General features: G+C 54.4%; 21 protein-coding genes. 14 read left to right on the forward strand and 7 right to left on the reverse strand.

Going from position 1 to position 22,102, the window contains the following annotated elements; genetic code table 11:
- Positions 1-281 precede the first annotated feature (281 nt).
- From VMT71_00940 to VMT71_00950, 3 genes are all read right to left on the reverse strand, one after another.
- Entirely contained in the window at positions 282-1,127 is an 846-nt protein-coding gene (locus tag VMT71_00940) for a 4Fe-4S binding protein (GenBank protein ID HVN22505.1), read from the reverse strand.
- A gap of 196 nt (positions 1,128-1,323) precedes the next feature.
- Positions 1,324-2,100 (reverse strand): isochorismatase family cysteine hydrolase, encoded by a 777-nt coding sequence (locus tag VMT71_00945; GenBank protein ID HVN22506.1) that lies wholly within the window; start codon positions 2,098-2,100, stop codon positions 1,324-1,326.
- Between the two features lie 224 nt (positions 2,101-2,324).
- Positions 2,325-2,894 carry a DUF2148 domain-containing protein gene (locus VMT71_00950; protein HVN22507.1) on the reverse strand — a complete coding sequence of 190 codons (570 nt, stop codon included), beginning with the start codon at positions 2,892-2,894 and terminating at the stop codon, positions 2,325-2,327.
- A gap of 584 nt (positions 2,895-3,478) precedes the next feature.
- On the opposite strand from VMT71_00950, the gene VMT71_00955 reads away from it, so the two are divergent.
- Positions 3,479-3,811, forward strand: coding sequence for a carboxymuconolactone decarboxylase family protein (locus tag VMT71_00955; GenBank protein HVN22508.1), 333 nt, complete (start codon positions 3,479-3,481; stop codon positions 3,809-3,811).
- Positions 3,812-3,934: 123 nt separating this feature from the next.
- On the forward strand, positions 3,935-4,663 hold the full coding sequence (locus tag VMT71_00960; protein HVN22509.1) for an AAA family ATPase: 729 nt from the start codon (positions 3,935-3,937) through the stop codon (positions 4,661-4,663).
- An 80-nt stretch (positions 4,664-4,743) separates the two neighbouring features.
- Here the strand turns inward: VMT71_00960 and serA are convergent, their stop codons facing one another.
- Complete coding sequence (serA, locus tag VMT71_00965) at positions 4,744-6,321, reverse strand: phosphoglycerate dehydrogenase (protein ID HVN22510.1); 1,578 nt, start codon at positions 6,319-6,321, stop codon at positions 4,744-4,746.
- Positions 6,322-6,690: 369 nt separating this feature from the next.
- Between serA and VMT71_00970 the strand changes: the two genes are divergently transcribed.
- From VMT71_00970 to VMT71_00985, 4 genes are all read left to right on the forward strand, one after another.
- Positions 6,691-8,049: a TrpB-like pyridoxal phosphate-dependent enzyme gene (locus VMT71_00970; protein ID HVN22511.1), complete on the forward strand. Its 1,359-nt coding sequence runs from the start codon at positions 6,691-6,693 to the stop codon at positions 8,047-8,049.
- 21 nt (positions 8,050-8,070) lie between these two features.
- A complete protein-coding gene (locus VMT71_00975) occupies positions 8,071-9,195 on the forward strand; it encodes an aminotransferase class I/II-fold pyridoxal phosphate-dependent enzyme (GenBank protein HVN22512.1) in 1,125 nt (374 codons plus the stop codon).
- 153 nt (positions 9,196-9,348) lie between these two features.
- On the forward strand, positions 9,349-11,175 hold the full coding sequence (locus tag VMT71_00980) for a thiamine pyrophosphate-dependent enzyme (GenBank protein HVN22513.1): 1,827 nt from the start codon (positions 9,349-9,351) through the stop codon (positions 11,173-11,175).
- The gene (locus VMT71_00985; GenBank protein HVN22514.1) at positions 11,172-11,684 is read left to right on the forward strand and encodes a 2-oxoacid:acceptor oxidoreductase family protein; all 513 of its coding nucleotides are present in this window, start codon (positions 11,172-11,174) and stop codon (positions 11,682-11,684) included. The genes VMT71_00980 and VMT71_00985 overlap by 4 nt, the downstream gene beginning before the upstream one ends.
- Before the next feature lie 127 nt (positions 11,685-11,811).
- On the opposite strand, the gene VMT71_00990 is transcribed toward VMT71_00985, so the two are convergent.
- The 3 genes from VMT71_00990 to VMT71_01000 all read right to left on the reverse strand — a co-directional run bounded on the left by VMT71_00990 (position 11,812) and on the right by VMT71_01000 (position 13,455).
- Positions 11,812-12,246, reverse strand: coding sequence for a hotdog fold thioesterase (locus tag VMT71_00990; GenBank protein HVN22515.1), 435 nt, complete (start codon positions 12,244-12,246; stop codon positions 11,812-11,814).
- A 113-nt stretch (positions 12,247-12,359) separates the two neighbouring features.
- Positions 12,360-12,917 (reverse strand): lipid-binding SYLF domain-containing protein, encoded by a 558-nt coding sequence (locus VMT71_00995; protein HVN22516.1) that lies wholly within the window; start codon positions 12,915-12,917, stop codon positions 12,360-12,362.
- 19 nt (positions 12,918-12,936) lie between these two features.
- Entirely contained in the window at positions 12,937-13,455 is a 519-nt protein-coding gene (locus VMT71_01000; protein HVN22517.1) for a hypothetical protein, read from the reverse strand.
- A 135-nt stretch (positions 13,456-13,590) separates the two neighbouring features.
- On the opposite strand from VMT71_01000, the gene VMT71_01005 reads away from it, so the two are divergent.
- The 8 genes from VMT71_01005 to VMT71_01040 all read left to right on the forward strand — a co-directional run bounded on the left by VMT71_01005 (position 13,591) and on the right by VMT71_01040 (position 22,100).
- A complete protein-coding gene (locus VMT71_01005; GenBank protein HVN22518.1) occupies positions 13,591-14,781 on the forward strand; it encodes an inositol-3-phosphate synthase in 1,191 nt (396 codons plus the stop codon).
- A 69-nt stretch (positions 14,782-14,850) separates the two neighbouring features.
- On the forward strand, positions 14,851-15,546 hold the full coding sequence (locus VMT71_01010; protein HVN22519.1) for an HAD family hydrolase: 696 nt from the start codon (positions 14,851-14,853) through the stop codon (positions 15,544-15,546).
- Positions 15,543-16,259: an NDP-sugar synthase gene (locus tag VMT71_01015; protein HVN22520.1), complete on the forward strand. Its 717-nt coding sequence runs from the start codon at positions 15,543-15,545 to the stop codon at positions 16,257-16,259. Before VMT71_01010 ends, VMT71_01015 begins: the two co-directional genes overlap by 4 nt.
- Complete coding sequence (locus VMT71_01020) at positions 16,256-17,053, forward strand: hypothetical protein (protein ID HVN22521.1); 798 nt, start codon at positions 16,256-16,258, stop codon at positions 17,051-17,053. Before VMT71_01015 ends, VMT71_01020 begins: the two co-directional genes overlap by 4 nt.
- Before the next feature lie 10 nt (positions 17,054-17,063).
- The gene (locus VMT71_01025; GenBank protein HVN22522.1) at positions 17,064-18,410 is read left to right on the forward strand and encodes an aspartate aminotransferase family protein; all 1,347 of its coding nucleotides are present in this window, start codon (positions 17,064-17,066) and stop codon (positions 18,408-18,410) included.
- A gap of 177 nt (positions 18,411-18,587) precedes the next feature.
- A complete protein-coding gene (locus tag VMT71_01030) occupies positions 18,588-19,652 on the forward strand; it encodes a Gfo/Idh/MocA family oxidoreductase (GenBank protein HVN22523.1) in 1,065 nt (354 codons plus the stop codon).
- Complete coding sequence (locus tag VMT71_01035) at positions 19,624-20,661, forward strand: lysylphosphatidylglycerol synthase domain-containing protein (protein ID HVN22524.1); 1,038 nt, start codon at positions 19,624-19,626, stop codon at positions 20,659-20,661. The genes VMT71_01030 and VMT71_01035 overlap by 29 nt, the downstream gene beginning before the upstream one ends.
- 26 nt (positions 20,662-20,687) lie before the next feature.
- Positions 20,688-22,100, forward strand: coding sequence for a TolC family protein (locus VMT71_01040; GenBank protein HVN22525.1), 1,413 nt, complete (start codon positions 20,688-20,690; stop codon positions 22,098-22,100).
- The last annotated feature ends 2 nt before the right edge of the window (positions 22,101-22,102 follow it).

Raw genomic sequence — 22,102 nt, forward strand, 5'->3', positions numbered from 1 at the left:
CAGGTAATGCGCAATTCCTCTCGCGTAGCAGGATTCAAAAAAAGTCATGACGCGGATTCTGAAACCTATCTTCCTGAAGAGAGCCGCCACTTGGCTCGGGTAATATTCAATACCATTTGCGGCAATTTTCATTGATGCACATGACTCGAATCTCATGGCAAATGTGGAACCCGCATCAATGATCACTTAGCACGACATTCCTTACTCTTGACTGATGCCGCGCAGCGAAATACGCGGACTGCCATGAAGGAGTCAGTAACTGGCTGCGCAGAACCGTCGTTCTACCAGAGCGATGCCACAGCCGGTACTTTAGAACGATCCGTAAGTTTGATAGCGTTCTTGTTACACGCTGAGCGGCAGACGCCGCATCCATAGCACCAGCGTTGGTCGACAACCGTCTTGTTGCTCGACGCACTGTGTGTCATGGCACCAAACTGACACACACGCATGCACTGTCTGCAGCCCGAGCAGTCTTCCGGGTTCACCTCAGCAACATATTCTCCTCGGAACATAACCGGAACAGCCTCTGTCACGGTCGAGCGCATTGCGAGACAATCCGCACGATCACAGTTACAGACGCCTGCGATAAACGGCGTCTGGAAGGTCCATACCGTGTGACAGAGACCCTCTTTCTCGTAGTCGCGCAGCGCTGAGATAGCCTCCTCTTTTGTGACCGTCTCAAACCCGGAGGTGTCCGGTCCTGCGTAGAAGCTCTTATCCACGGTACGACAAAGGTCGGCAATCATCCCTCCGTTGGGCGCCATACTTACCCCGTAGCAATAGCGCTTCTCCTTGCCCATAAATCTGTGGCGACAGATGCAATCCATGCGGACAATGGAATTGACAAAACCGAAAATTTGTTCGATCTCCTCAATGGGGACCACCTGTCCAAAGTGCTGTTTCTTCATTTTCCTGCTGACCATCCGGGCGACAATTGACCTCACGAGTCTCGGGGTCTTTGCGAGGCGATCGAAACTTTGAGCCTTGTGTGCAAGTTCTTCAGGATGCGTCACGAACTCTTCGATGAACTTCCGTCTGCGCACATCGCTCATCAAGTCTTCCGAATAGTTCTTTGCCTGCAAGTACCACTTCTTTCCTTCCCCATGTTCATGACAGAATTCGCACATGTGCTAACCTCCTGTGCAATCGGCAATGAAGGATCGAATTACTATATACACAAAGATTTCGATACAAATTGTCTTGTTCGCCGCGTCCGCTTAGCTGGCCAGGGAGGCCAGCAACTGACACGCCACTCTTCAAAAGAGTTGCCCACCAGGCAGGGCAAGGGCTCAGGCTTCACCCTGAGTCCTTGCGACATCGCCCCTACTTCCCTGTCGGCGGCCCTGGTTCGAATGTTATCATATTTGAAAGGGTTACCGTTGCCGGGTAATTCGCGCTTCGAATCGACATGACGTGTAGCGTCATTGCCTGGTTCTCAGGGGTGTCGTCAATGACGCCGTCCATAGGGACAATGACCCGATACCCTCTGACGCAATAGCCGGATACGGCATACAAAACGCACACATGGGTTAGAGTGCCTGTCAGAATCACCGTGTCTACCTCTTTGGGGAATGTCTTCAAGAGATCGTCCATCGGCGTATGAAAGAAAATGTCATGCGTCGATTTCGGCACAAAATATTCCTTCCCCTTGTACAACGGTTTAAGTTCATCGATAATCGGTCCGTAGAGCTTGAACGGTGAAGCCTTCTGCCTCTTCTCGTAAGGATTGGTGACACCCATCGAATACTGATAGACGACAATCATATCAAGTTTTCGGGCCAGTTCCAGAAGGCTTTTGACGTTCTTGATGTTATTGTCACCTCGCCACATATTCTCTCTTTGCTTCGGACCTACGAAATATTCCTGCATGTCCACTATTTGAAAAATGGTTTTCGCGGGGTCCACGGTAACGGGCTTGGGCTCGTCGAATTTGAGGACCATTTTCATGTCTGAATAATTTGACCAGGTATCTCCCCCTTGGATCTTCACGCTCTTAGGGCTTTGTGCCAATGCATTCGTCACCGGCAGGATAGTAACGAACACTGCGGTGGCAAGCGCCAGCAGGAGCAGTTTTCTTGAGATCGTATTTACTTTTGCCATGATATCCTCCACGTTGAAAGCTTTCAGTCCACGTAAAAGTGTAGTTGCACGCTGATCCAAAGCAAAGTCACAGCATGAAATATCACCCCCTCATCTAGCGTAAGACACTATTGACGAATTTCTGTTACATGTTTGAGATATCTGCATTCCGAGTGGGCTTCCCAGACAATTATCAGGAAATTCTTTGAGGTTTGTCAATGCATATCAGAGCGGATGCACAGTACTCATGGCCGATCAAAGAATGGGTTCTTACCGGTTGCCGAGAGCGGGATTCCAAGTATGAGGTCTGAATCGAGAAGGCCGAGTTCCTTTGCGGCGGCGCCCACCGTGTACATGATCCGGTTGTCGATGCTCAGCTCCGCTGCCAACTTTACGGCAGAGCCAAGGGCAATGCCCAGGTCGATCGCCTGAAATATACACACCGGACCGCGAAAGTCCTCGCCCTGACGCGCTCCAGAACCGGCAAGCGCTGCGCAGGTCTGGTACCCGCACGCTCCGCAGTTGAAGGGAAGCTCCATCTTTTTGGGGTCCCTCTTGACGCCCACGAGGAGGACAGCCGCAGCACTCCTTACATTGCTCGCGTCCCTTTTAAAGATGGAAAGAGGCGTCGATTTCGTCTCGCCCTTTTTTTCCATCGCTGTAGCGAGCATTTCAAGATCAGCGCCCGTGACCGCGGCGGTTTGAAGACGATCGATACCACGCGTTTTCGGCGCTGTCCTCATGGCCAGAGCCATCACCGCAATTCCTGCCTCGATGCCGTCGTGTTCCATTGCCTCGCTCCGTATGATTGCCATCGAATGTATACCCCCTCTACCGGGATACCCTAAAGGAAGACATGTCCTCACTATTTATTAGCATAGGCAGCGCTTGGGCTCAAGAATAAGAGCTAACCGCCTCCTACCCTCCCATCAATTTCTCTATGTTACCAGCTACCAAAGTCACGCGAAACATGCGTTTTGCGAGCTGTGTCCTTCCGAGTTCACATCTTCGAGCACGCTTGATATGGAACCCTCCCCTCTCTATACTCATCAAACCTGAAGAAACCCCGTACCCCTGATCGCCAGTAATCGCTAATCCCATTTGGGACCTGCAGATGCTGGATTTTATAGGGAGCCGCCCATGCATTCACAGGATCGTGCTAAAAGTTCGGAGCTTTACGCAAGTCTTTCTCCGGGTAGGTCGCTATAATAGATACATTCGGGCGTGTCCTTGGTAAGTTACGAAATGGCACGGCTGAAGAATTCAGGCGCTGCATGGAAAGGAGAATGGAGATGAAGCTGCTCGCTGTAAAGGTCCGGTGAGACAAGAGATGAAGAAACATTGCAACGAACACGGAGGGACACCATAGTATAAGTTACCACATGTAAAGGAGCAAACCATGAGTAAGGAACCTTCAGCAGTAGAGAAGATGATCGGCGATTTCGCGCCCAAGCTCGTTGAGCTTACGGACGGCGTGCTGTTTGGCGATGTCTGGGAGCGCCTGGAGCTATCAAAGCGTGATCGAAGCCTCGTGACCGTGGCTGCGCTGATCGCATTGAATCGCCCCGAACAGTTGCGGTTTCACCTCGAGAAGGCGCTGGACAACGGACTTAGAACGGAAGAATTGATCGAGGTGATCACCCACCTGGCGTTCTATTCGGGCTGGCCGAACGCAATGAACGCCATCATGGTCGCAAAAGAGCTGTTCTCGAAAAGAGATTCTTCCGAGTAAGGAGACTTCCCGGAAACACAGATTTTGCTCGACCTGCCCGGTGGTGGGTGTTACAATCGGAAAGCGTCACGCAGACAGGTGGCATAAGCTTCCGGAGTATCCCTTTTCCCGGAAGCTTGCCCGATGACAGCAGAAAGAGGGCAGATGCATCTTAACTCCATGGCCATCCATCCTGACAAATATCCTCCCGGTGCCGCGTCCTATCCCTTCAACCTTGCCATATTCCGGCGTCCGGTCACGATATCCTTCGAGACCCCCATAACCATCTTTATCGGCGAAAATGGCTCGGGCAAGTCGACGCTTCTCGAGGCCCTGGCTCGCAAGTGCGGCATCCATATATGGCAGGAGACCGAACGGCGGCGCTTCGGGAACAACCCCTATGAAGACAAGTTCGACCAGTACATTTCCATTGCTTGGAACGGCGACCCCGTCCAGGGCTCGTTCTTCGGTTCGTCCATTTTTCTGGACTTTGCACGATTCCTGGACGAATGGGCAGCCGCCTCTCCCGCCATACTCGACTATTTCGGCGGCCAATCACTCCTCACGCAGTCCCACGGCCAGTCCATGATGTCCTTCTTCAGGTCGCGCTATAGTCGAAAGGGCGTGTACTTCCTGGATGAGCCAGAAACGGCCCTCTCCCCGAAGACCCAGCTCGACATGCTGAGTCTGCTTGAGACCATGGCGAGCGACGGCCATGCCCAATTCTTCCTCGCCACCCACTCGCCTATCCTCCTCGCCTGTCGGGATGCGACTATCTACAGCTTTGACGGCAGCCGTATTGAGCCGATCCGGTACGAAAATACCGAGCACTACCGCATCTTTAGAGAGTTTATGAACAGGCCGAAGGCGTGAAACTGGAATACAGGTGTAGTGAAATGGGGACGCCGCTTTGAAGCAGTGATGCAATCAAACGATCTCTTCAGATTCTACTTCTAAACCTCAATCCTCTTTACCTCTATAACGTTGGGGACACCCTGCAACTCCGTGATTACTTCATCGCTCACCTTCACGTCCACATCAAGCACTGCTATGGCGAGACCGCCGTCCGCTTTCCTGCCAACATGCATGCCGCCGATATTGATGCCCTTGTTCGCCAGCGCCGTACCTATGCTGCCCACGACCCCCGGTCTGTCCTGGTGATAGGTGAGCAGCATGTTGCCGGCTAGGTTTGCGACGACAGCGATCCCGTCCAATCTAACCAGTCTCGGCGCTTCCTTACCGAGCAGTGTTCCATAGACAACCTTTTCGACCTTCCCGTTGGTCAGCCTTATTCCTAGCAGGGATGTGTAGTCTTCGTGCTCCTTCTCCCTGATCTCCTTGATCTTTATGCCCCGGGACCTGGCTACAATCGGGGCGTTAACGTAGTTCACTCCTTCGACGTGTTGCGAGAGGATGTTCCTGACAATAGCCTGGGTCAGGATCTTTGTCTCTACCTCAGAGATATCTCCCATATATTCGACTTCTATGTTTTCTACGGGGAATTCACTGATAGAGGAGACGAAGGTTGCAAGACGCTCCGAAAGGCCCAGGTACGGCGAAATCTGCCTCAGTGCAGCAATAGAGACAGGCGGCGCGTTCACGCTGTTTCGTATAACTCCGTTAAGCGCAAAGTCTACGATCTGGTCCGCGATGTCGATCGCAACTTTTTCCTGGGCCTCCTTTGTTGAGGCGCCGAGGTGGGGCGTGCAGACCACCTTGTCCGTAAGCACAAGCGGGTGGTCCTTGGGCGGTGGTTCCTGCTCAAACACGTCGAGGCCCGCGCCTGAGACGTGGCCGCTCATCAAGGCATCATATAAATCCATCTCGTTCACGATGCCCCCACGGGCTACGTTGAGGATGACCACGCCTTTCTTCGTCTTTGCGAGAGCATTCTTCTCGATCAGGTTTTTCGTCTCTCTGACCATCGGAAGATGGACAGTGATGAAATCGCTTTCTGCGAGCAGTGTGTCAAGACCCACCAACTCGATGCCTTTGGCTTCGGCGACTTCCTTCGTAACGAAAAGGTCGTACGCGATTACCCTCATGCCCAGCGCCACAGCCTTCTCGGCGACGATCATGCCAATATTGCCGATGCCAATGACACCCAGCGTCTTGTTGTAGACCTCGATGCCCATGAGGAGCTTCTTTTCCCATTTACCCTGCTTCATGGTTGCATCCGCAAGCGCTACCTTGCGTGCCACAGCAAACATGAGCGCGACCGTGTGCTCCGCAGCCGCAAGGGCGTTTCCCTGTGGGGTATTCATAACCACAATACCCTTTTCAGTCGCTGCTTCCACGTCCACATTGTCAACGCCGATTCCCGCCCTGCCGATTACTTTCAGCTTATCAGCGTTCGCAATGATATCGCGGGTCACCTTCGTGGCACTTCTTACGATCAATGCGTCGTACTCACCGATAATCGCAGCAAGCTCCTCTTTTTTGAGATCGGTTTTGACATCTACAGATAGACCTTTGGACTTCAGGATATCAACCGCCTCTCCGGACATCGCGTCTGCTATGAGGATCTTCATCGCCCCTCCTTAATCATACTCTTTTGGCGCGTCAGCGGCTTTTGCACGCCACTCTCAGTATATGCTGCACCCTTTCACGTACACAGGTCTTGCTTTTGCATGAACTTCTAACGATGGCCGCGTACCGCTTTTCACCTTTTGTCCTGTTATTGTAGAGCTTTGCAGGAAAGATTTCAAGAGAGTCATTAGCATCATTTCTTGAAATTCATCTTGACACCTCGAGAGGGCAATGGTACCGTTAAAAAAACAATTATGTGCAGCTATGCAACCATAGTTGTCCTTTATAACATACGATATTTACGTGTCCTCGACTCCTTGCCACGGCGCTGGTGTGAAGTCGAGAGTCTATATAACCGATAAGGAGGAGCCATGGAAACAAAGATCTTGTTGCCGGAAAGTGAAATCCCGACGAAATGGTACAACATACAGGCAGACCTGCCCAACCCGCTCCCACCTCCGCTCCACCCGGCAACAGGTCAACCTGTGGGGCCGGACGATTTAGCCCCTGTCTTTCCCATGAATATAATCGAACAGGAAGTATCGACCCAGAGGTGGATAGACATACCCGAGCCTGTACTCGAGAAGCTCCTGATATGGAGGCCTACCCCACTGTACCGGGCCCATCGCCTGGAGCGCTTCCTCGGTACGCCTGCCCGGATCTACTACAAACACGAAGGCGTAAGCCCCGCCGGCAGCCACAAACCAAACACTGCTATTCCGCAGGCCTATTACAACAAGATCTTCGGCATCAAGAGGCTCACCACCGAAACGGGTGCGGGGCAATGGGGAAGCGCTCTATCGTTTGCCTGCAACCAGTTCGGGCTCGAACTGAAAGTCTACATGGTGCGGGTAAGCTATAACCAAAAACCGTATCGTCGCATGCTGATGGAGACGTGGGGTGCCAAGTGCGTCCCCAGCCCCAGTCCGGACACCGCTGCGGGAAGGGGCTTTCTGGAACAGAACCAAGACCATCCGGGAAGTCTCGGGATCGCGATCAGCGAGGCGGTGGAAGACTGCGTTACCTCCAAAGACACGCGGTACTCTCTTGGCAGCGTCTTGAACCACGTGCTCATGCATCAGACCATCGTGGGTCTTGAGGCGCAGAAGCAGATGGCGATGGCGAAGGATTATCCCGACGTGGTGATCGGTTGCGTGGGTGGCGGCAGTAATTTTGCCGGGCTTGCTTTTCCGTTCGTGCGTGACAAGATCACAGAAGGAAAGAAGACCAGGGTGATCGGGTGTGAGCCCACGTCCTGCCCGACCATGACAAAAGGCCCGTATGTTTATGATTTTGGCGACACGGCCGGTATGACGCCGCTTATGGCAATGCACTCGCTGGGCCACGGCTTCGTGCCCGCTCCCATCCATGCGGGGGGATTGCGTTACCACGGTGTGGCGCCTCTTCTGAGCAGGCTTATTGTCGACGGCTTCGTAGAAGGAAGGGCTTACGACCAGTCCCAGACGTTCGCGGCGGGACTTACGTGGGCGCGCACAGAAGGATTCGTACCGGCACCGGAGACAAACCATGCGATTGCCGCCGTCATAGAGGAGGCGAAACGCGCAAAAGAGGAAGGCGAGCCTCGGGTGATCCTGCTCATCTGGAGCGGCCACGGTCTGATCGACTTATCGGCATACGACGCCTACCTTTCGGGAAGGCTGCAGGACTCACCGATGGAGGATGACCAGGTTTCGCTTCTCTGCAGGGATTTGAAACGAGTAGGTCTGTAGTCCGCGGAGGAGCCGATTCCAATGCAGGCGAAGCTATCGGAAGGACACATGTGGCTGGGTCAGCGCGTACAGACCGTCAGGCCATCTGGTGTGCGTAAGATCTTCGACATGGTCCGCAAGGTGAAGGACCCGGTCAACATGAGTCTGGGCGAGCCAGATTTTGATGTGCCTGCGCCTATCAAGGAAGAGGCCGTAACGTGGACCCGGAGGGGATTCAACAAGTATACGCCCTCCGGCGGCATACCGGAGCTGCGCGAGAAGCTTAGTGCGCAGCTCAAGGCAAGAAGCGTCTTCTGTGAGGACGTGATCATCACGCCAGGCGTGACAGGCGGTATACTCCTCGCTATGATGGTCACCCTCAACCCAGGCGATGAAGTCATCATCCCCGACCCTTCTTTCGTCATGTATGAGTACCAGACCATCCTCCTCGGAGGCAGTCCCGTCTTCGTCGATACCTATCCGGACTTCACGCTCAAGGAGGAGCTGCTCCAGCAGGCGATTACGCCAAAGACGAAGATCATCATCGTCAACAGCCCGGCCAACCCCACAGGTGCGGTCTGCTCGAGAGAGGAGCTGGAGATGGTTGCACGGGTCGCGCGGGAAAAGAACATCCTTCTCTTTTCGGACGATATCTACGAGCGTTTTTTCTATGAGACGGGGAGTGCGCCGCCCTGTCTCGGCCAGCTGTGCGACAACGTCCTCACGTTTGGGGGGTTCTCGAAGACGTGGGGCATGACGGGGTGGCGTGTGGGCTACGTGGCAGGGCCGAGGGATATTATCGATGCCATGGTTACGATGCTGCAATACGTGTTCAGCGGGGTTCATTCGGTCGCTCAGAAAGCTGCGGTCTTCGCACTCGATTATCCAACAGACGAGATCATCGAGACCTATCGCAGGAAAAGGGATCTTATCTACGACGGGATAAAGGACAAGTTCCGCATAGTAAAACCAAAAGGCGCCTACTACATTTTTCCGGAAGTCCCCGACGGCGATGGCGACGCGTTCGTCGAGAGGGCACTCGCAAATAACCTGTTTATCATCCCTGGCAGCGTCTTTTCCAGAAAAAAATCGAACGTGCGCATATCCTTCGCTGCGGACGAGGCAACTGTCCTGAGGGGGATCGAGATATTGAGGAAGCTCGTGTAGAGGTGTGCTCGACCTTGTCCGTATTGCCACTGCAATCAACAACAAGATGTTGAGGAGACGCGGCGGCCACTATGCTCTTTATAGCAAACGCGCTTCTGCCGCGCCGTAGCAAAGGATCGATTCGCGGTCTTTGCCAAGAGGAGGGGTGCGACCATGGAAAAACCGGTACAGAGAATGCTCATGGGGAACGAAGCGATAGGTAGAGGCCTCGTGGAAAACGGATGCTCTCTCGCAGCCTCGTATCCCGGAACTCCAGCGTCCGAGATTCTTGGCTCGGTTGTGCAGTTCGCACGTGAACTGGAGATGCCTATCCACACCGAGTGGTCGATTAACGAGAAGGTCGCATACGAAGTCGCCCTCGCTCACAGTTGCACGGGTAAGAGAGGAGCTGTCTCCATGAAGCAGGTAGGACTCAATGTGGCAGCTGATCCCTTCACGCGCTCGGCCTATCTGGGCGTGACGGGCGGTTTTATCGTCGTAGTCGCTGACGACCCGGGCCCGCACAGCTCACAGACGGAGCAGGATAGCCGGTTCTTTGCCCACTTCGCGAAAGTGCCTGTGTTCGACCCTTCGAGCCCGCGAGAGGCGAAGGAAGCGGTAGCGACGGCGTATGCTCTTTCTGAGCGATACGAGATTCCCGTAATGATCCGGCCGACTACCCGCATCTGCCATGCCCGCCAGAACGTTTCCTGCGTCAAGCCGATCGAGCTTGAGAGGAAGGCGCACTTCGAGAAGAACCCTTCGAGATGGGCGGCAACACCCCAATTCGTGACGGGTCTCCATCGTCTGTTGAACGAGAAAATAGATAAGATCGCTCTGGAGAAACAATTCTATCCGGTCCTCCAAAAAGGTGGAGGCAAGAGCAATTCGTGTATTGTCGCGTCAGGCGTCGTTTACACCCACGTGTATGAGCTCATCGAGGATGGAGGCCTCTCTGACGTAGACCTCTATCAGGTGCTCCTCCCTTATCCCCTGAACAGACGCTTCATCGAGGACATACGTGCTCGCTACCAGAAAATCCTGGTCTTGGAAGAAAGCTACCCGGTCATAGAGATGCAGTTCGTAAACCCCCTTGTACAGGGGAGACGATCCATGTCGGTCCCCGGGGAAGGGGAGCTGACGCCGGACGTTGTCGAGTCTGTACTCCGCACGTTCGTAGGCATCGCCCGGAAACGAGAAGCGGAACCCGCGGCGAAGGGCAGGCGGCCGTCCCTCTGCGCCGGCTGCTCCCACCGGGCCGCGTTCTATGGGATCAAAGAAGCCTTTCGGGGCGGGATTTTCCCGAGCGACATCGGATGTTACACCCTCGGGATGAACCTTGGCGCTGTCGATACCTGCCACTGCATGGGAGCGTGCATCAGCCAGGCAGCTGGGTTCTACCATTCGTATCAGCAGGACGGAGGAGAGATCCCTCCCATCACAGTCACCATCGGGGACTCGACCTTTTTCCACGCCGGTATCCCTGCGCTGGTAAATGCGGTCGTTCAGAAGGCCCGCTTCATCCTGGTCGTTCTTGATAATGCCACAACCGCCATGACCGGACACCAGCCGACGCCACACCTTGGTATCCTTGCAGACGGAAGTCAGGGTAACCCCGTTTTCATCCCCGATATTGTGAAAGGGGCTGGGGTTCGTTTCCTGAGAGAGGCGGACCCGTGCGAGCTTGAAACGTTCGGGGAGACATTGAGAGAAGCAGAGGCCTTTTGCCGATCCCCGGAGGGCGGCGTGGCGGTGGTGATCGCAAGACACGGCTGCCTGCAGGACCGGAGAGCGGGAAGGGACGCGCAGCACCTCAACATGACCATCGAAGAGTGTACTGGTTGCCGCTGGTGCATAGACGAGTTCGAGTGTCCCGCCCTTTTGTTCGATGAAGAAGAGGGGCGAGCAAGCATCAGCGAGGCCCTCTGCACGGGGTGCGGTGTCTGCGTGCATGTCTGTCCTTCGAATGCTATCGTCTCAAAGGATGGAGGTGCGCAATGAGGCAGCAGATCGTGGTGAGCGGGATCGGCGGCCAAGGCGTGCTCTTCGTGACCCGATTGTTCGCAGAGGTGGCCGTAGAGATGGGCCTCGAGGTGCTCACCTCGGAGATACACGGTATGGCTATGCGGGGAGGGACGGTCCTTGCGCACGTCAAGGTGGGTACGTTCAAGAGCCCTTTAATCCGCCGGGGAGAGGCGGATGTGGCGATCATCGTCAATGCGGAAAATGTCTCTCTACACCGATCTTTCGTAAAAGAGAGCGGCGCAATCCTCGTGAACGCAGGGAACGCGGGTGACTACGTGCATGTCGATGCAGACAGGCTTGCTCGGAACAGCGGTTACCCTCCCGGGTCGAATCTCGTGCTCGTAGGGTATGGAGTCGGCAAGGGCCTCGTCTTCTGCGAGCCTGAGGCCGCCGAGAACGTGATCCGAAGAATGTCTGGACCAGTCCAGGTGGAAGCTAATCTGGCAAGCTTCGCCCTCGGGAGAAAACAGGCGATGGAGAGATAAGCACAATCACGCTTCGTCGGGTACGCGAGTCGGGCGAAAGGCTCCATGCAACGGTGTTCAGTTTAGCAAGATGTGATGAAAGGCAGTCGCAATACCCGCTTCGAAGGGAGCGTATCTGAATGATACGCTATTGCTCCACATATGGATCTATAGGCTTCCCCGTCCGGTAGGAGACGCTTTTCATCGTTGCAACCAATGTGCGTATCCCGTCTTTTTCGGTATAGACAGTGCACAAATAGGAAGCGGTTCGCCTGCTATGTGACAGGATTTTTCCTTCAACGACAAGCACCGTTCCCGGGTCGGGGCTCGCATGGTAGGTGATCGAACAGTCTAAGGCAACCGAGATGTTGTTGCTGTTATTACCCAATACCGAAAACGCAACGTCTGCGAGAGAATAGATAATGCCACCATGGGGCCGGCCGTACATGTTCAACATATCCTCTCGCAACCGCAGGTGCATCCGGACTGTATCGGAGGTCAATGTGTCCAAGACGATTCCCAGGAACTCGGCGTAGCTGTCCCTCTCAAACTGCTTCTTCACGACTTCGAGATGTTCTCTCATGGCTGATTACGACCTCCGACAGTTTTAAGACCCGGAAGGATCACCAGTAAGAAGCATTCTATTATACAATACGTTGAAGAACCTGTGGGTCGGCTCGAAGAAGCGTAGCTTGCTCACTTATTAATTTTCGTAATCTTGGTCCCTTGCAAGCCGAGACCGGCCATAAGCCCTTTCGGGTCGAAGAAGAAGGCATAAGCGTCGGACTGGGCTGAAGTGGTTGAAATGCCAGTGGCCGCTCCCTTATCAACAACAACTATATTGGGGGCGGTACCAAGTTCCCATCCCCCGCTCTTATCGAGATAGGCCAGCATTTTCTCTGTCATAAAGAACAATGCGTAGCCATACTTCTGGATCCCGGCCTGCAGACCATACGAGCCCGATACGGTGTTGTAATAACCAACAACCGCCCCGTCCCGAATGAGCTCGCCCTCACCATACTGCCCACCCACAATCAACCCTGCCTTGACAATGTTGGGAAAAACCAGGATGGCTACTGCCGTTTTGCTCAACTCTTTCGCTTTGCTCGATTTTACGTAGAGTTTCTCGAGAGCCTTCCGGGAGTTATGGTCTATTTCTGCCGCGGATGCGGCTGCCGCGGGGTTGGGGCCGGCGACAAGAACAAACGCCAGGCACACGCATGCAACGATCGTGAAATAAAGGCCTCTCATCATCGTATCCTCCTCCGGTACTTTACTGCTTGTCCACTTTCGCAAGTGGTATTCTTGTGGCCAGTTCATACTCGAGAGCGGCATTGATTTTGTTTTCGATCTGGTAGTAGCGCACCACCTTTGTACCGGGTAAGATCTTGCCGAACCTGGGCAGGTATGCCTTGTGCAGCTTAAGCCGCAGCGCCTCAACCGTTATATATTCATTAAGCAGTCGCTTCGCGGTGGCATCGGACATCTTTTCATACGTGTCCGCGTAGTCCTTGATCAGTTTGGCAGTGCGGACGCGCAGAAGGAACAGCTCATCCTGGTATCGCTCATAGAGCGGCCAGAAGGCTTTTGCTTCGGTCTCGGTGAGATGCATGTTCTCTGCGACGAGCAATTTCTTGTCCGCCTTGATCTTTTCGAGCAGGAGCTGCAGCTCGTCAGCCGGTTTGTCCTGTGCCGTCAACATGCTGGCAGAAGCCAGGAGCGCTGTGGTTAGTACGATGACGACTGTTAAGAATAGGTGTCCGTTTCTGCTTACCGCCGTCCTTGATGTCATCTGTTCACCCCTTTCATGCTTACTTGTAATCATTGATCATACAACCCTGCATCAATAACATAATACCGGTGCAGATCAACTGTCTACCCGTGGACATCTTGACTTTCCAAAATCAGGATTCTATCTTAACAAAAGATGAAGCGAATAAGGATCGCCATTGTCGGGGTCGGGAACTGCGCAAGTTCTCTGGTTCAGGGCATTACTTATTATGCAACCCTATCGAGGTCTGATGCTATCGGCCTCATGCATTGGGAGATCGGCGGTTACAGGCCCTGGGAGATAGAGGTAGCAGCGGCGTTTGACATAGATAAGAGAAAGGTCGGCAGGGATGTCACCGAAGCAATTTTTGCAAAGCCCAATTGCACGACGCCATTCTGCAGGGATGTTAAAAGCAGCGGCACACGCGTTCTGATGGGGAGGGTCCTCGACGGCTATTCCGAGCATATGGCCGCTTACGATGAGGCCTCTACTTTTGTGGTTGCAGAGGAACCTCAGCCGGATATGGCCGCTGTGGTCAATGCACTGAAGGAGGCCCGAACCGACATTGTTTTAAACTATCTCCCGGTTGGATCAGAGCAGGCAACGCGCTTTTACGCGGAGTGTGCACTGGAAGCCGAGGCTGCCTTTATTAACAATATGCCGGTCTTCATCGCGAGCGATCCTGCTTGGGCGAAGCGTTTCGAGGAAAAAAAGTTGCCCTTGATGGGCGATGATATAAAGTCCCAACTCGGTGCCACGATCATTCACCGTATGCTGGTCGATCTATGCAAGAAACGCGGGGTCAAACTGGAGCGCACGTATCAGATTAATACTGGCGGCAACACCGATTTTCTCAACATGCTCAACCGGAAGCGGCTGATTTCGAAAAAGACTTCCAAGACGGAAGCGGTCCAGTCGGTCGCGGCGGAGCGATTCAGTGACGAGAGCATTCATGTGGGGCCCAGCGACTACGTGCCCTGGCAGAAAGACAATAAAGTCTGTTTTATACGGATCGAAGGCAAGCTGTTCGGAGGCGTCCCCATGAACCTCGACCTGCGCCTGTCGGTGGAGGATTCTCCCAACTCTGCCGGTATTGTGATTGACGCTGTACGCTGCTGCAAGCTTGCCCTTGAACGGCGGATAGGGGGTGTTCTCCATGCTCCGGCAGCCTATTTCATGAAACATCCTCCGGTCCAGTATTCGGATGACGAGGCCTTTCGTCTGACCGAAGCATTCATCAAGGGATGGCGCAAAGAGGGCGAGAAAAAGACCGGGCCGTCCAACTTCCTCAAGAATGCTATTAGCCGTTTCAGAGAAAGTAGCCTTCGTGGACAGACCGGCGTATGACAGAGTGAGTACTTGGTTCGCAGGTGCTGTTTTTGAACATGGCTTGGTATACGTCCCACCCGGCACCAGATGACTAGCAACACGTTTAGAAAATGCAAGGGAATCCTTTTCGACTACGGGGGCACGCTGGACTCTGACGGTGAACGCTGGCCTGACCGCTTCTACGCTCTTTACGAAAAGGCTGGTATGGAATTCCCCCGTGAAGAGATCAAGCGGGCTTTCTATCATGCTGAAGATCGTTGCTACGCTGATTCGAAGGTCAGAGCGCTAGGGCTTCGCGCATTGATGGCAGCCCACGTGCAGTGGCAGTTCGAGGCGCTGGGCGTCAAAGACAGAGAAAGGGAACGGGCTCTAGCCGATACGTTCTGCGCCGTATCGGAGAGATCGATGCTGCGCGCGGCCCGTCTTCTGAGGCGAGCAATGAGCAGGTACCGCCTCGGGATCGTCTCCAACTTTTACGGCAACCTCACTACGGTGCTGACAGAGGCAGGCCTGCTCGAGTTCTTTGCGGTAGTGGTCGACTCGAACGTGGTAGGAATTCAAAAGCCGGACCCTGAGATCTTTCGCCTCGCGCTTACACAGCTCGGACTGCTTGCTCACCAGGTTATTTTCGTGGGAGACTCATTCGAGCGTGATGTGATACCCAGCAAGGAACTCGGTATGAGAACAGTGTGGCTCAAGGGGCCTGGCGCCGGTTTGGTCAGCGCCGGAGAGGCTGACGCCCGGATATCGAGCCTCACTGATCTGGAAGCGCTCATTCTATGAAGGCGGGGATCATCGCAGCCGGAACCGGGGAACGTATGACCCAGGGAGGGATCTTCACCCCGAAACCCATGATATGCGTGGGTGGCGAACCATTGATCGCGAGGGCGATCCGGGCGGCGGCGAGTGTGGGTGTCACATCGATCGCCTGCATCATTAACGACCTTACGCCGGAGCTTGACCGGTATTTGCGCACAAAGACGTGGCCGGTTCCTCTCGAAATAGTAAAGAAGACAACGCCCAGTTCGATGGAGAGCCTTTTTACTTTGGCTCCGTTGCTCGCAATCGAGCCCTTCCTGCTCTTCACAGTCGATGCTGTCTTCCCCTTTGCGAGCCTCAAGCGGTTTCTTACGAAGGGCTCTTCTCTGCCGGATGCCCAGGGCGTACTGGCCCTTACTCGATTTGTCGACGATGAAAAACCGTTGCGGGTGAAGACTGACCGGAATCACAGGGTGAGCGCACTGGGAGACGCAGCCGGGACAAGCCGCTATGTAACGGCTGGCTTTTATTACTTTGAGCCATCAATCTTTTACCTGGTGGAGTCGGCGAGGGCGCGTGGCTTGAACGCCCTCAGGCAGTTCCTGGGACTCCTCCTGGATAGAGAATACAGGTTGTACGGCATCCCCGTCTCGAAGACCGTAGATGTGGATCACCCCGAAGATATCGAAACGGCAGAGCGCTACCTGACAGAGAACGCGAGGGGTGACGTCCCGTGACATTTGTCGGCGTGTACAGGGAAAAGGAATTCTCGCCGGGAAAAGTGAAGGAGGATGCGGCAATCCTGGATGCGACCCTGCAGGCGTTATCGCGCATGGGGCATAGATTCTACACGGTCGAAGCAGAAGGACTGAATGATGCTTTCAGCGACTCTCCCTTTATACTCTCCATGGCACAGTCGGCTCGCGCCATGGAGGTCCTCGAAGCACGCCAGATGCGGGGCGCAAAGATTCTCAACTCTGTCACATCGGTACGCAACTCTTACCGCAAGCCGCTGATCCGCCTTCTCCAGAACGCTGATCTTCCAATACCGCAAAGCGAGGTTGTCGCCACAGACAACGCCGAACGCAGGATCCTCAGCCACGGCGTATACCCGTGCTGGCTCAAGCGGGGGGACGTGCATGCGATGGAGCCGGGCGATGTAAAGAGAATAGGATCCCCTGGAGAATTGACGGCAGCGCTTCCTCATTTCAGGGAGCGAAAGATCAACGAGGTTCTCGTACAGGAACATATCGAAGGCGATGTGGTCAAGTTTTACGGAGCAGGCAGAGAAAGCTATTTCAGCGCATTCCTCGAATCCACGGGTGAAGAGATCACCTCTGAAGTGGAAGACCTGCGCCGGATTGCCAGCAGAGCCGCGAAAGCAGTTGGACTCGAGATCTACGGCGGTGATGCCGTTGTTACGGCAAGGCGCGATGTCATCTTGATCGACGTTAATGACTGGCCCAGCTTTTCCAGGTGTCGCGATGCAGCTGCAACGGGTATCGCCGCCTACGTAGCTGGCATCTTATAAGGAGGGCTCGATGGATCACTCAGTCCGTGGCGACTCTGAAATCACCGACAAAGTTTCATCGAAGATATACGAGGAAGAGCTCCGCTATGTCTCTCCGGGGCTCCAGGAAGTGGCCCAGCTCTCGCGACTTGTTATCAAAGAAGGCAAGGGATGCTGGCTCACCGACGTGGATGGCAAGTCATATCTTGACTTGATGGCAGGCGTGGCCGTCTGCAGCCTGGGTCATTCGCACCAGCGATATATTGCCGCCATAAAGACGCAGTTGGACAAGGTCACGGCTGGCAGTTTCACCACGGAAAACCGGATGAGACTCCTCGGCCTCATCGCTTCACTGACGCCACCGGGGCTCACCAGAACCCAGCTCTACAGTGGAGGCGCCGAGGCAGTTGAGGCGGCTGTGCGTCTGGCAAAAGCCTGCACGAAGAGCTTCGAGGTGCTCGGCTTCTGGGGAGGATTTCATGGTAAGACCGGCGGCGTACTGGGTCTCATCGGAGACCCGTTCAAGAAGCACTGGGGGCCACTCCATCCCGGCTTGCACCTCGCGCCTTACGCTGACTGCTATCGATGTCCCTTTGACATGGCCTATCCCGGATGCGGCATCTTCTGTCTCGATTTCGTCCGAAAGGTGATTGAGAAGGATACGGCAGGAAGCATTGCTGCGATCCTGGTAGAGCCGATGCAGGGAACTGCCGGCAACGTGATTCCCCCTCCGGAATTTCTTCCCGGTCTGCTTCAGATCGCGCATGAGAATAATGCCCTTCTGATCGCCGACGAGATGATCACGGGATTCGGCCGCACAGGAAAAATGTTCGGATGCAACTACACGGGCGTGACGCCCGATATCCTGACCATAGGAAAGGGTATGGGAAACGGCTTTCCCATCAGTGGGCTGGTCTCCACGGATAAGATCACCGCGAGTCTGCCCTTTGCAAAAGCGAGCTCTTCGTCGAGCAGTTACGGGGGTAATCCACTGGCCAGCACCGCATCTCTCGCCACCATACAGACTATCGTCGAGGAATCACTCGTTGAAAACTCGCAAAAGGTTGGAAGCCATCTATTGAAAGAGTTGCAGGGCCTGCAAGAGAAATATGAATTCATCGGTCATGTCCAGGGGCTCGGCCTCATGATCGGCGTTGAACTGGTGAAAAACAGGAAGACTAAAGAACCGCTCGAGCGGGAGGTGACCAGACAGATCTTCCTCGAGTTACTGAAGAGGGGCATGATAAGCATGAGCTATAAGGCGAACTTCCGCATTAACCCGCCCCTCATTCTGAAGAAAGAGGAGGCGGACACAGCATTACAGATCCTTGACGATACATTTTCTTTTGTGAAAGAGCATGTGCGGTGGAAGGGCTAGGGTCATGGGGCAAGGAGGAGAATCAAATCCCAAATCCCAATATCGAAATCCTAAACAATATCTAATGACCAAAATTCAAAGTGAATTCAGGTTTGGCATCCGTTTGGAACATTTGAAATTAGTAATTTGAGACTGTTTGGGATTTAGATATTCGACGTTGGAATTTGGATGATACACATGAAACATAATGCTCGTGATAGGCGGCAGATCATGCCTAAAGAGGGACGGGAGGCCAGGATTTTTCGCGGGGCGATTGTGGGATTTGGCAACGCTGCTCTCCACGCGCACCTTCCTGCCTGGCAGCACAGCAAGTATTTCAAAATTGTCGCTGTGGTGGAGCCTGACCCTGAAAGAGCGCGCCTGGCGAGCGGGCTTATTCCGGGAGCATCCATCTACGCCGATATGGGACCCGCCATCGCACACGGCGATCTTGATTTTGTGGATATCTGCACACCTTCGTACACTCACGCCGGTCTGGCAGAGAAGGCTTTAGGTGCGGGCCTGCACGTGCTTTGCGAAAAGCCGCTCGTGACCTCATTCGAAAGCCTCGAGAGGATTGAGGCTGCGAAGCCATCAGGATGTGTCCTCTTTACCGTGAACAACTGGAAGCACGCACCTATCTGGATCAAGACCGAAGAGATCGTTTCCGAACAGAAACTAGGTCCTATACAATCCATCTCCCTTATCGTGCTTCGACCGCCCAATTCAGGCGGCGGGATTTCCGACTGGCGCAGACGAGCCGAAACTGCAGGCGGCGGGATCCTGCTGGATCATGGATGGCACCAGCTCTATCTCGTCCGTTCGGTCATGACCGCGGTTCCGCTATCCGTCTCCGCAAAAATGGAGTATGCTGGCAGCATTGAAGAGACGGTTGATCTGTCCGTCCGGTTTCATGCTGCGGAGGCGAGAGTTCACCTCACATGGCGGGCGTCTTCGCGGCAAAACCGGGGAGAAATAACGGGCCCAAACGCCCGCATACTCATCAACGATGACCATCTTGTGGCTCTTGCACGAGCATCTGCCGAAGTGAGACATAACTTCCCCGAGCCCCTCTCCGGAGGCTCCCACCACCCTGCGTGGATGGAAAAGGTGGTTGAAAATTTTCGGACCGAAATCATCGATGAGACGATCCGAGGCACCAACCTGGCGGAGGCCAGATGGTGTGCCCGAGTGATCCATTGCGCTTATCAGTCCAGCCGGGAAGGATCGCGTGATGTCCGGGTGGATGATTGTGCCCTATAAGAGATTCCACCTCTACGCCCTTATTTGCGGTTGTCTGCTGATCACGCTTCTGATTTATCGGATCGGGTCCGGCCAGCTGTGGGCCCAGTTGAAGCTTCTGGGATGGGCCCTGGCGCCGCTTATTCTGATTGAAGGCGTTGCGGATCTCTTTCACACACAAGCCTGGCGCCACTGCCTTTCTGACCCGCACCGGGCGCTTCCTTTTTTTCGTATATTCTGTATCCGCATGGCAGGCTATTCCATCAACTATCTTACCCCTACAGCAGGCATGGGGGGAGAAGTGGCGAAGGGAGTTCTCCTTGCGTCGGACCGCACGGGATCGGAAAGCGCAACCGGGATCATCATCGACAAGCTTTCCTATGCTTTGGCTCAACTTCTCTTTGTGGTCGGAGGGACGCTCGTGACACTGCCCGGCATGCGTATGCCTTACGGCATCTGGGTGGCGATGCTTACGGCCACGACGCTGCTGGGCGGGGGCATGCTGATCTTTCTTGTCATGCAGAAGTATGGCAAGCTCGGTGCCTTTTTGCGCTGGTGTGTCATCCATCGGCTGGGTGGTCGCCGTATGGAAAAGCTCGCTACGCACATAACCGGTGTGGACGATAAGCTTCGGCTCTTTTATCAGAGGCGTCCGGGTGATTTTATCTTTTCGATAGTCTGGCATATCGCGGGCATGGCATGCGGTATCGTCCAATGTTACTATTTTCTCCGGGTCCTGACCGACCAAGCTTCGTTGGGCCTGGCTGCTGGTCTCTGGTTTCTGGGAACATGGTTCAGTCTTCTCGGTTTTGCCCTGCCTATTGACCTCGGCGTCATGGAAGCCACCAGGGTTATTGCGTTTGTGATCTTTGGTCTGGAGTCTTCGCTGGGTCTCACGTACGGGATCACTCTCAGGCTCGAACAGATTTTCTGGGCCGGTGTGGGCCTTCTGATGTATGCGGTGCTGGCTTTTGAGATGCGGAAGAAGCACATTTCCGATTCCGGACAAAAGGGATATGGTATGACATGACCCAATGCATTAAGAGGGAGGGGCGTATGGACAGATCCACTCAAACCCATTACAAAGAGGGACGGAAAGGTCTCAGGATCGCAGCCATTTGCGGATTAACTCTGGTCTGCCTGCTGTCAACCCTGTGGAAACCGTTGCCAAGCGTGGCGCAAGAAGGAGATAAACTGGTCCTGAGCGTCGAGCAGGCGATCCGGATGGCTCTCGCCAAGAGCCCCGAACTGGCGGGGATCAGGAGCGAAATAGGAGGAGCGCGGAGCGAACTGGAGCAGGTGGATGCTGCCTATTACCCCCAGCTGGAAAGCATTACGCTGGTTGGGCCTGTCAAGGATGCCAACCGGCCGGTAGTGGTGAATGGGAGGATCACAGACCCTTCGCCTGAAATGAGTATCGGTGTTTACGGCAGCACAGATTTTGCCATGACCCAGCCCCTCTATACATTCGGAAAGCTCTCCAATAGAAGAGATGCGGCGGTCAAGGGGCTTGCAGCTCGGGAGTTGAAGCAAACACAAAAAGAGAATGAGATAGCACTGAGGGTGAAGGAACTCTATTATGCGCTTGTTCTGGCACGGGCGGGGGTCGAGGCGGCAACCGAGGCCCTTACCTATTTTGACGAGGCGCGGGCGCGCATGAAGCGGCTTCTGGACGCGGGCTCACCGAACGTGCTCGAAAGCGATCTCTACAGGATCGATGCGTACGCGGCCAACACGCTGCGCTCACGGGCCGAAGCCGAGAAAGGCTCTGGCATTGCTTACTTTGCGCTGAAATCGCTCATGCATCTGCCCTCCGATGCCGCATTCGAGCCCGCGGAGAAGATGCTCTCCCTTCAGGAAGGCCGGCTGGGGGAGCTTGATGCTTACATTGGAAAAGCGCTGGCTGACCGGCCTGAACTGAAGCAGCTCGAACAGGCCGTAGCCGCGCAGCGATCTATGGTTGAAGCGGCCCGGAGTGACCGCTACCCTTCTTTCTTTGCTGCGCTGGCCGGCTCTGTCGCGGGGGCTCCCGGCCGCGAGACGTTTCATAACGCTTATTTTCCTGATCAATACAACCATGCTTATGTAGGAGTCGTGGGCGGGCTGAAATGGCACTTTGATTTCGGGATAGCCAAGGCAAAGATCGAAAAGGAGAAAGCGGAATATGAGAGGCTGCTTCACGCAAAAGGAACGGGAAGACTCAATATTCCCATAGAAGTCGTCAAATATTACGAAGAAGTGAGAGAATGGAAGGTGGCCGGCGAAGCTTACGGAAACGCGGCGACTGCTTCAAGAAAATGGATTGTGGCTGCTCTCACCAATTTCGACATGGGTATAGGCACCGCCGACGATATGCTGCGGGGCATGGAAAAGTACGGTGAAAACCGGGGCAAATATATCCAGGCTGTCTTTGGCTACAACATGTCTCTGGCGATGCTCGAATACGCCACAGGAGTGAGAAGTTGGTAACA

The sequence above is a fragment of the Syntrophorhabdales bacterium genome (genome assembly GCA_035541455.1).
Classification (GTDB): Bacteria; Desulfobacterota; Syntrophorhabdia; order Syntrophorhabdales; family WCHB1-27; genus JADGQN01.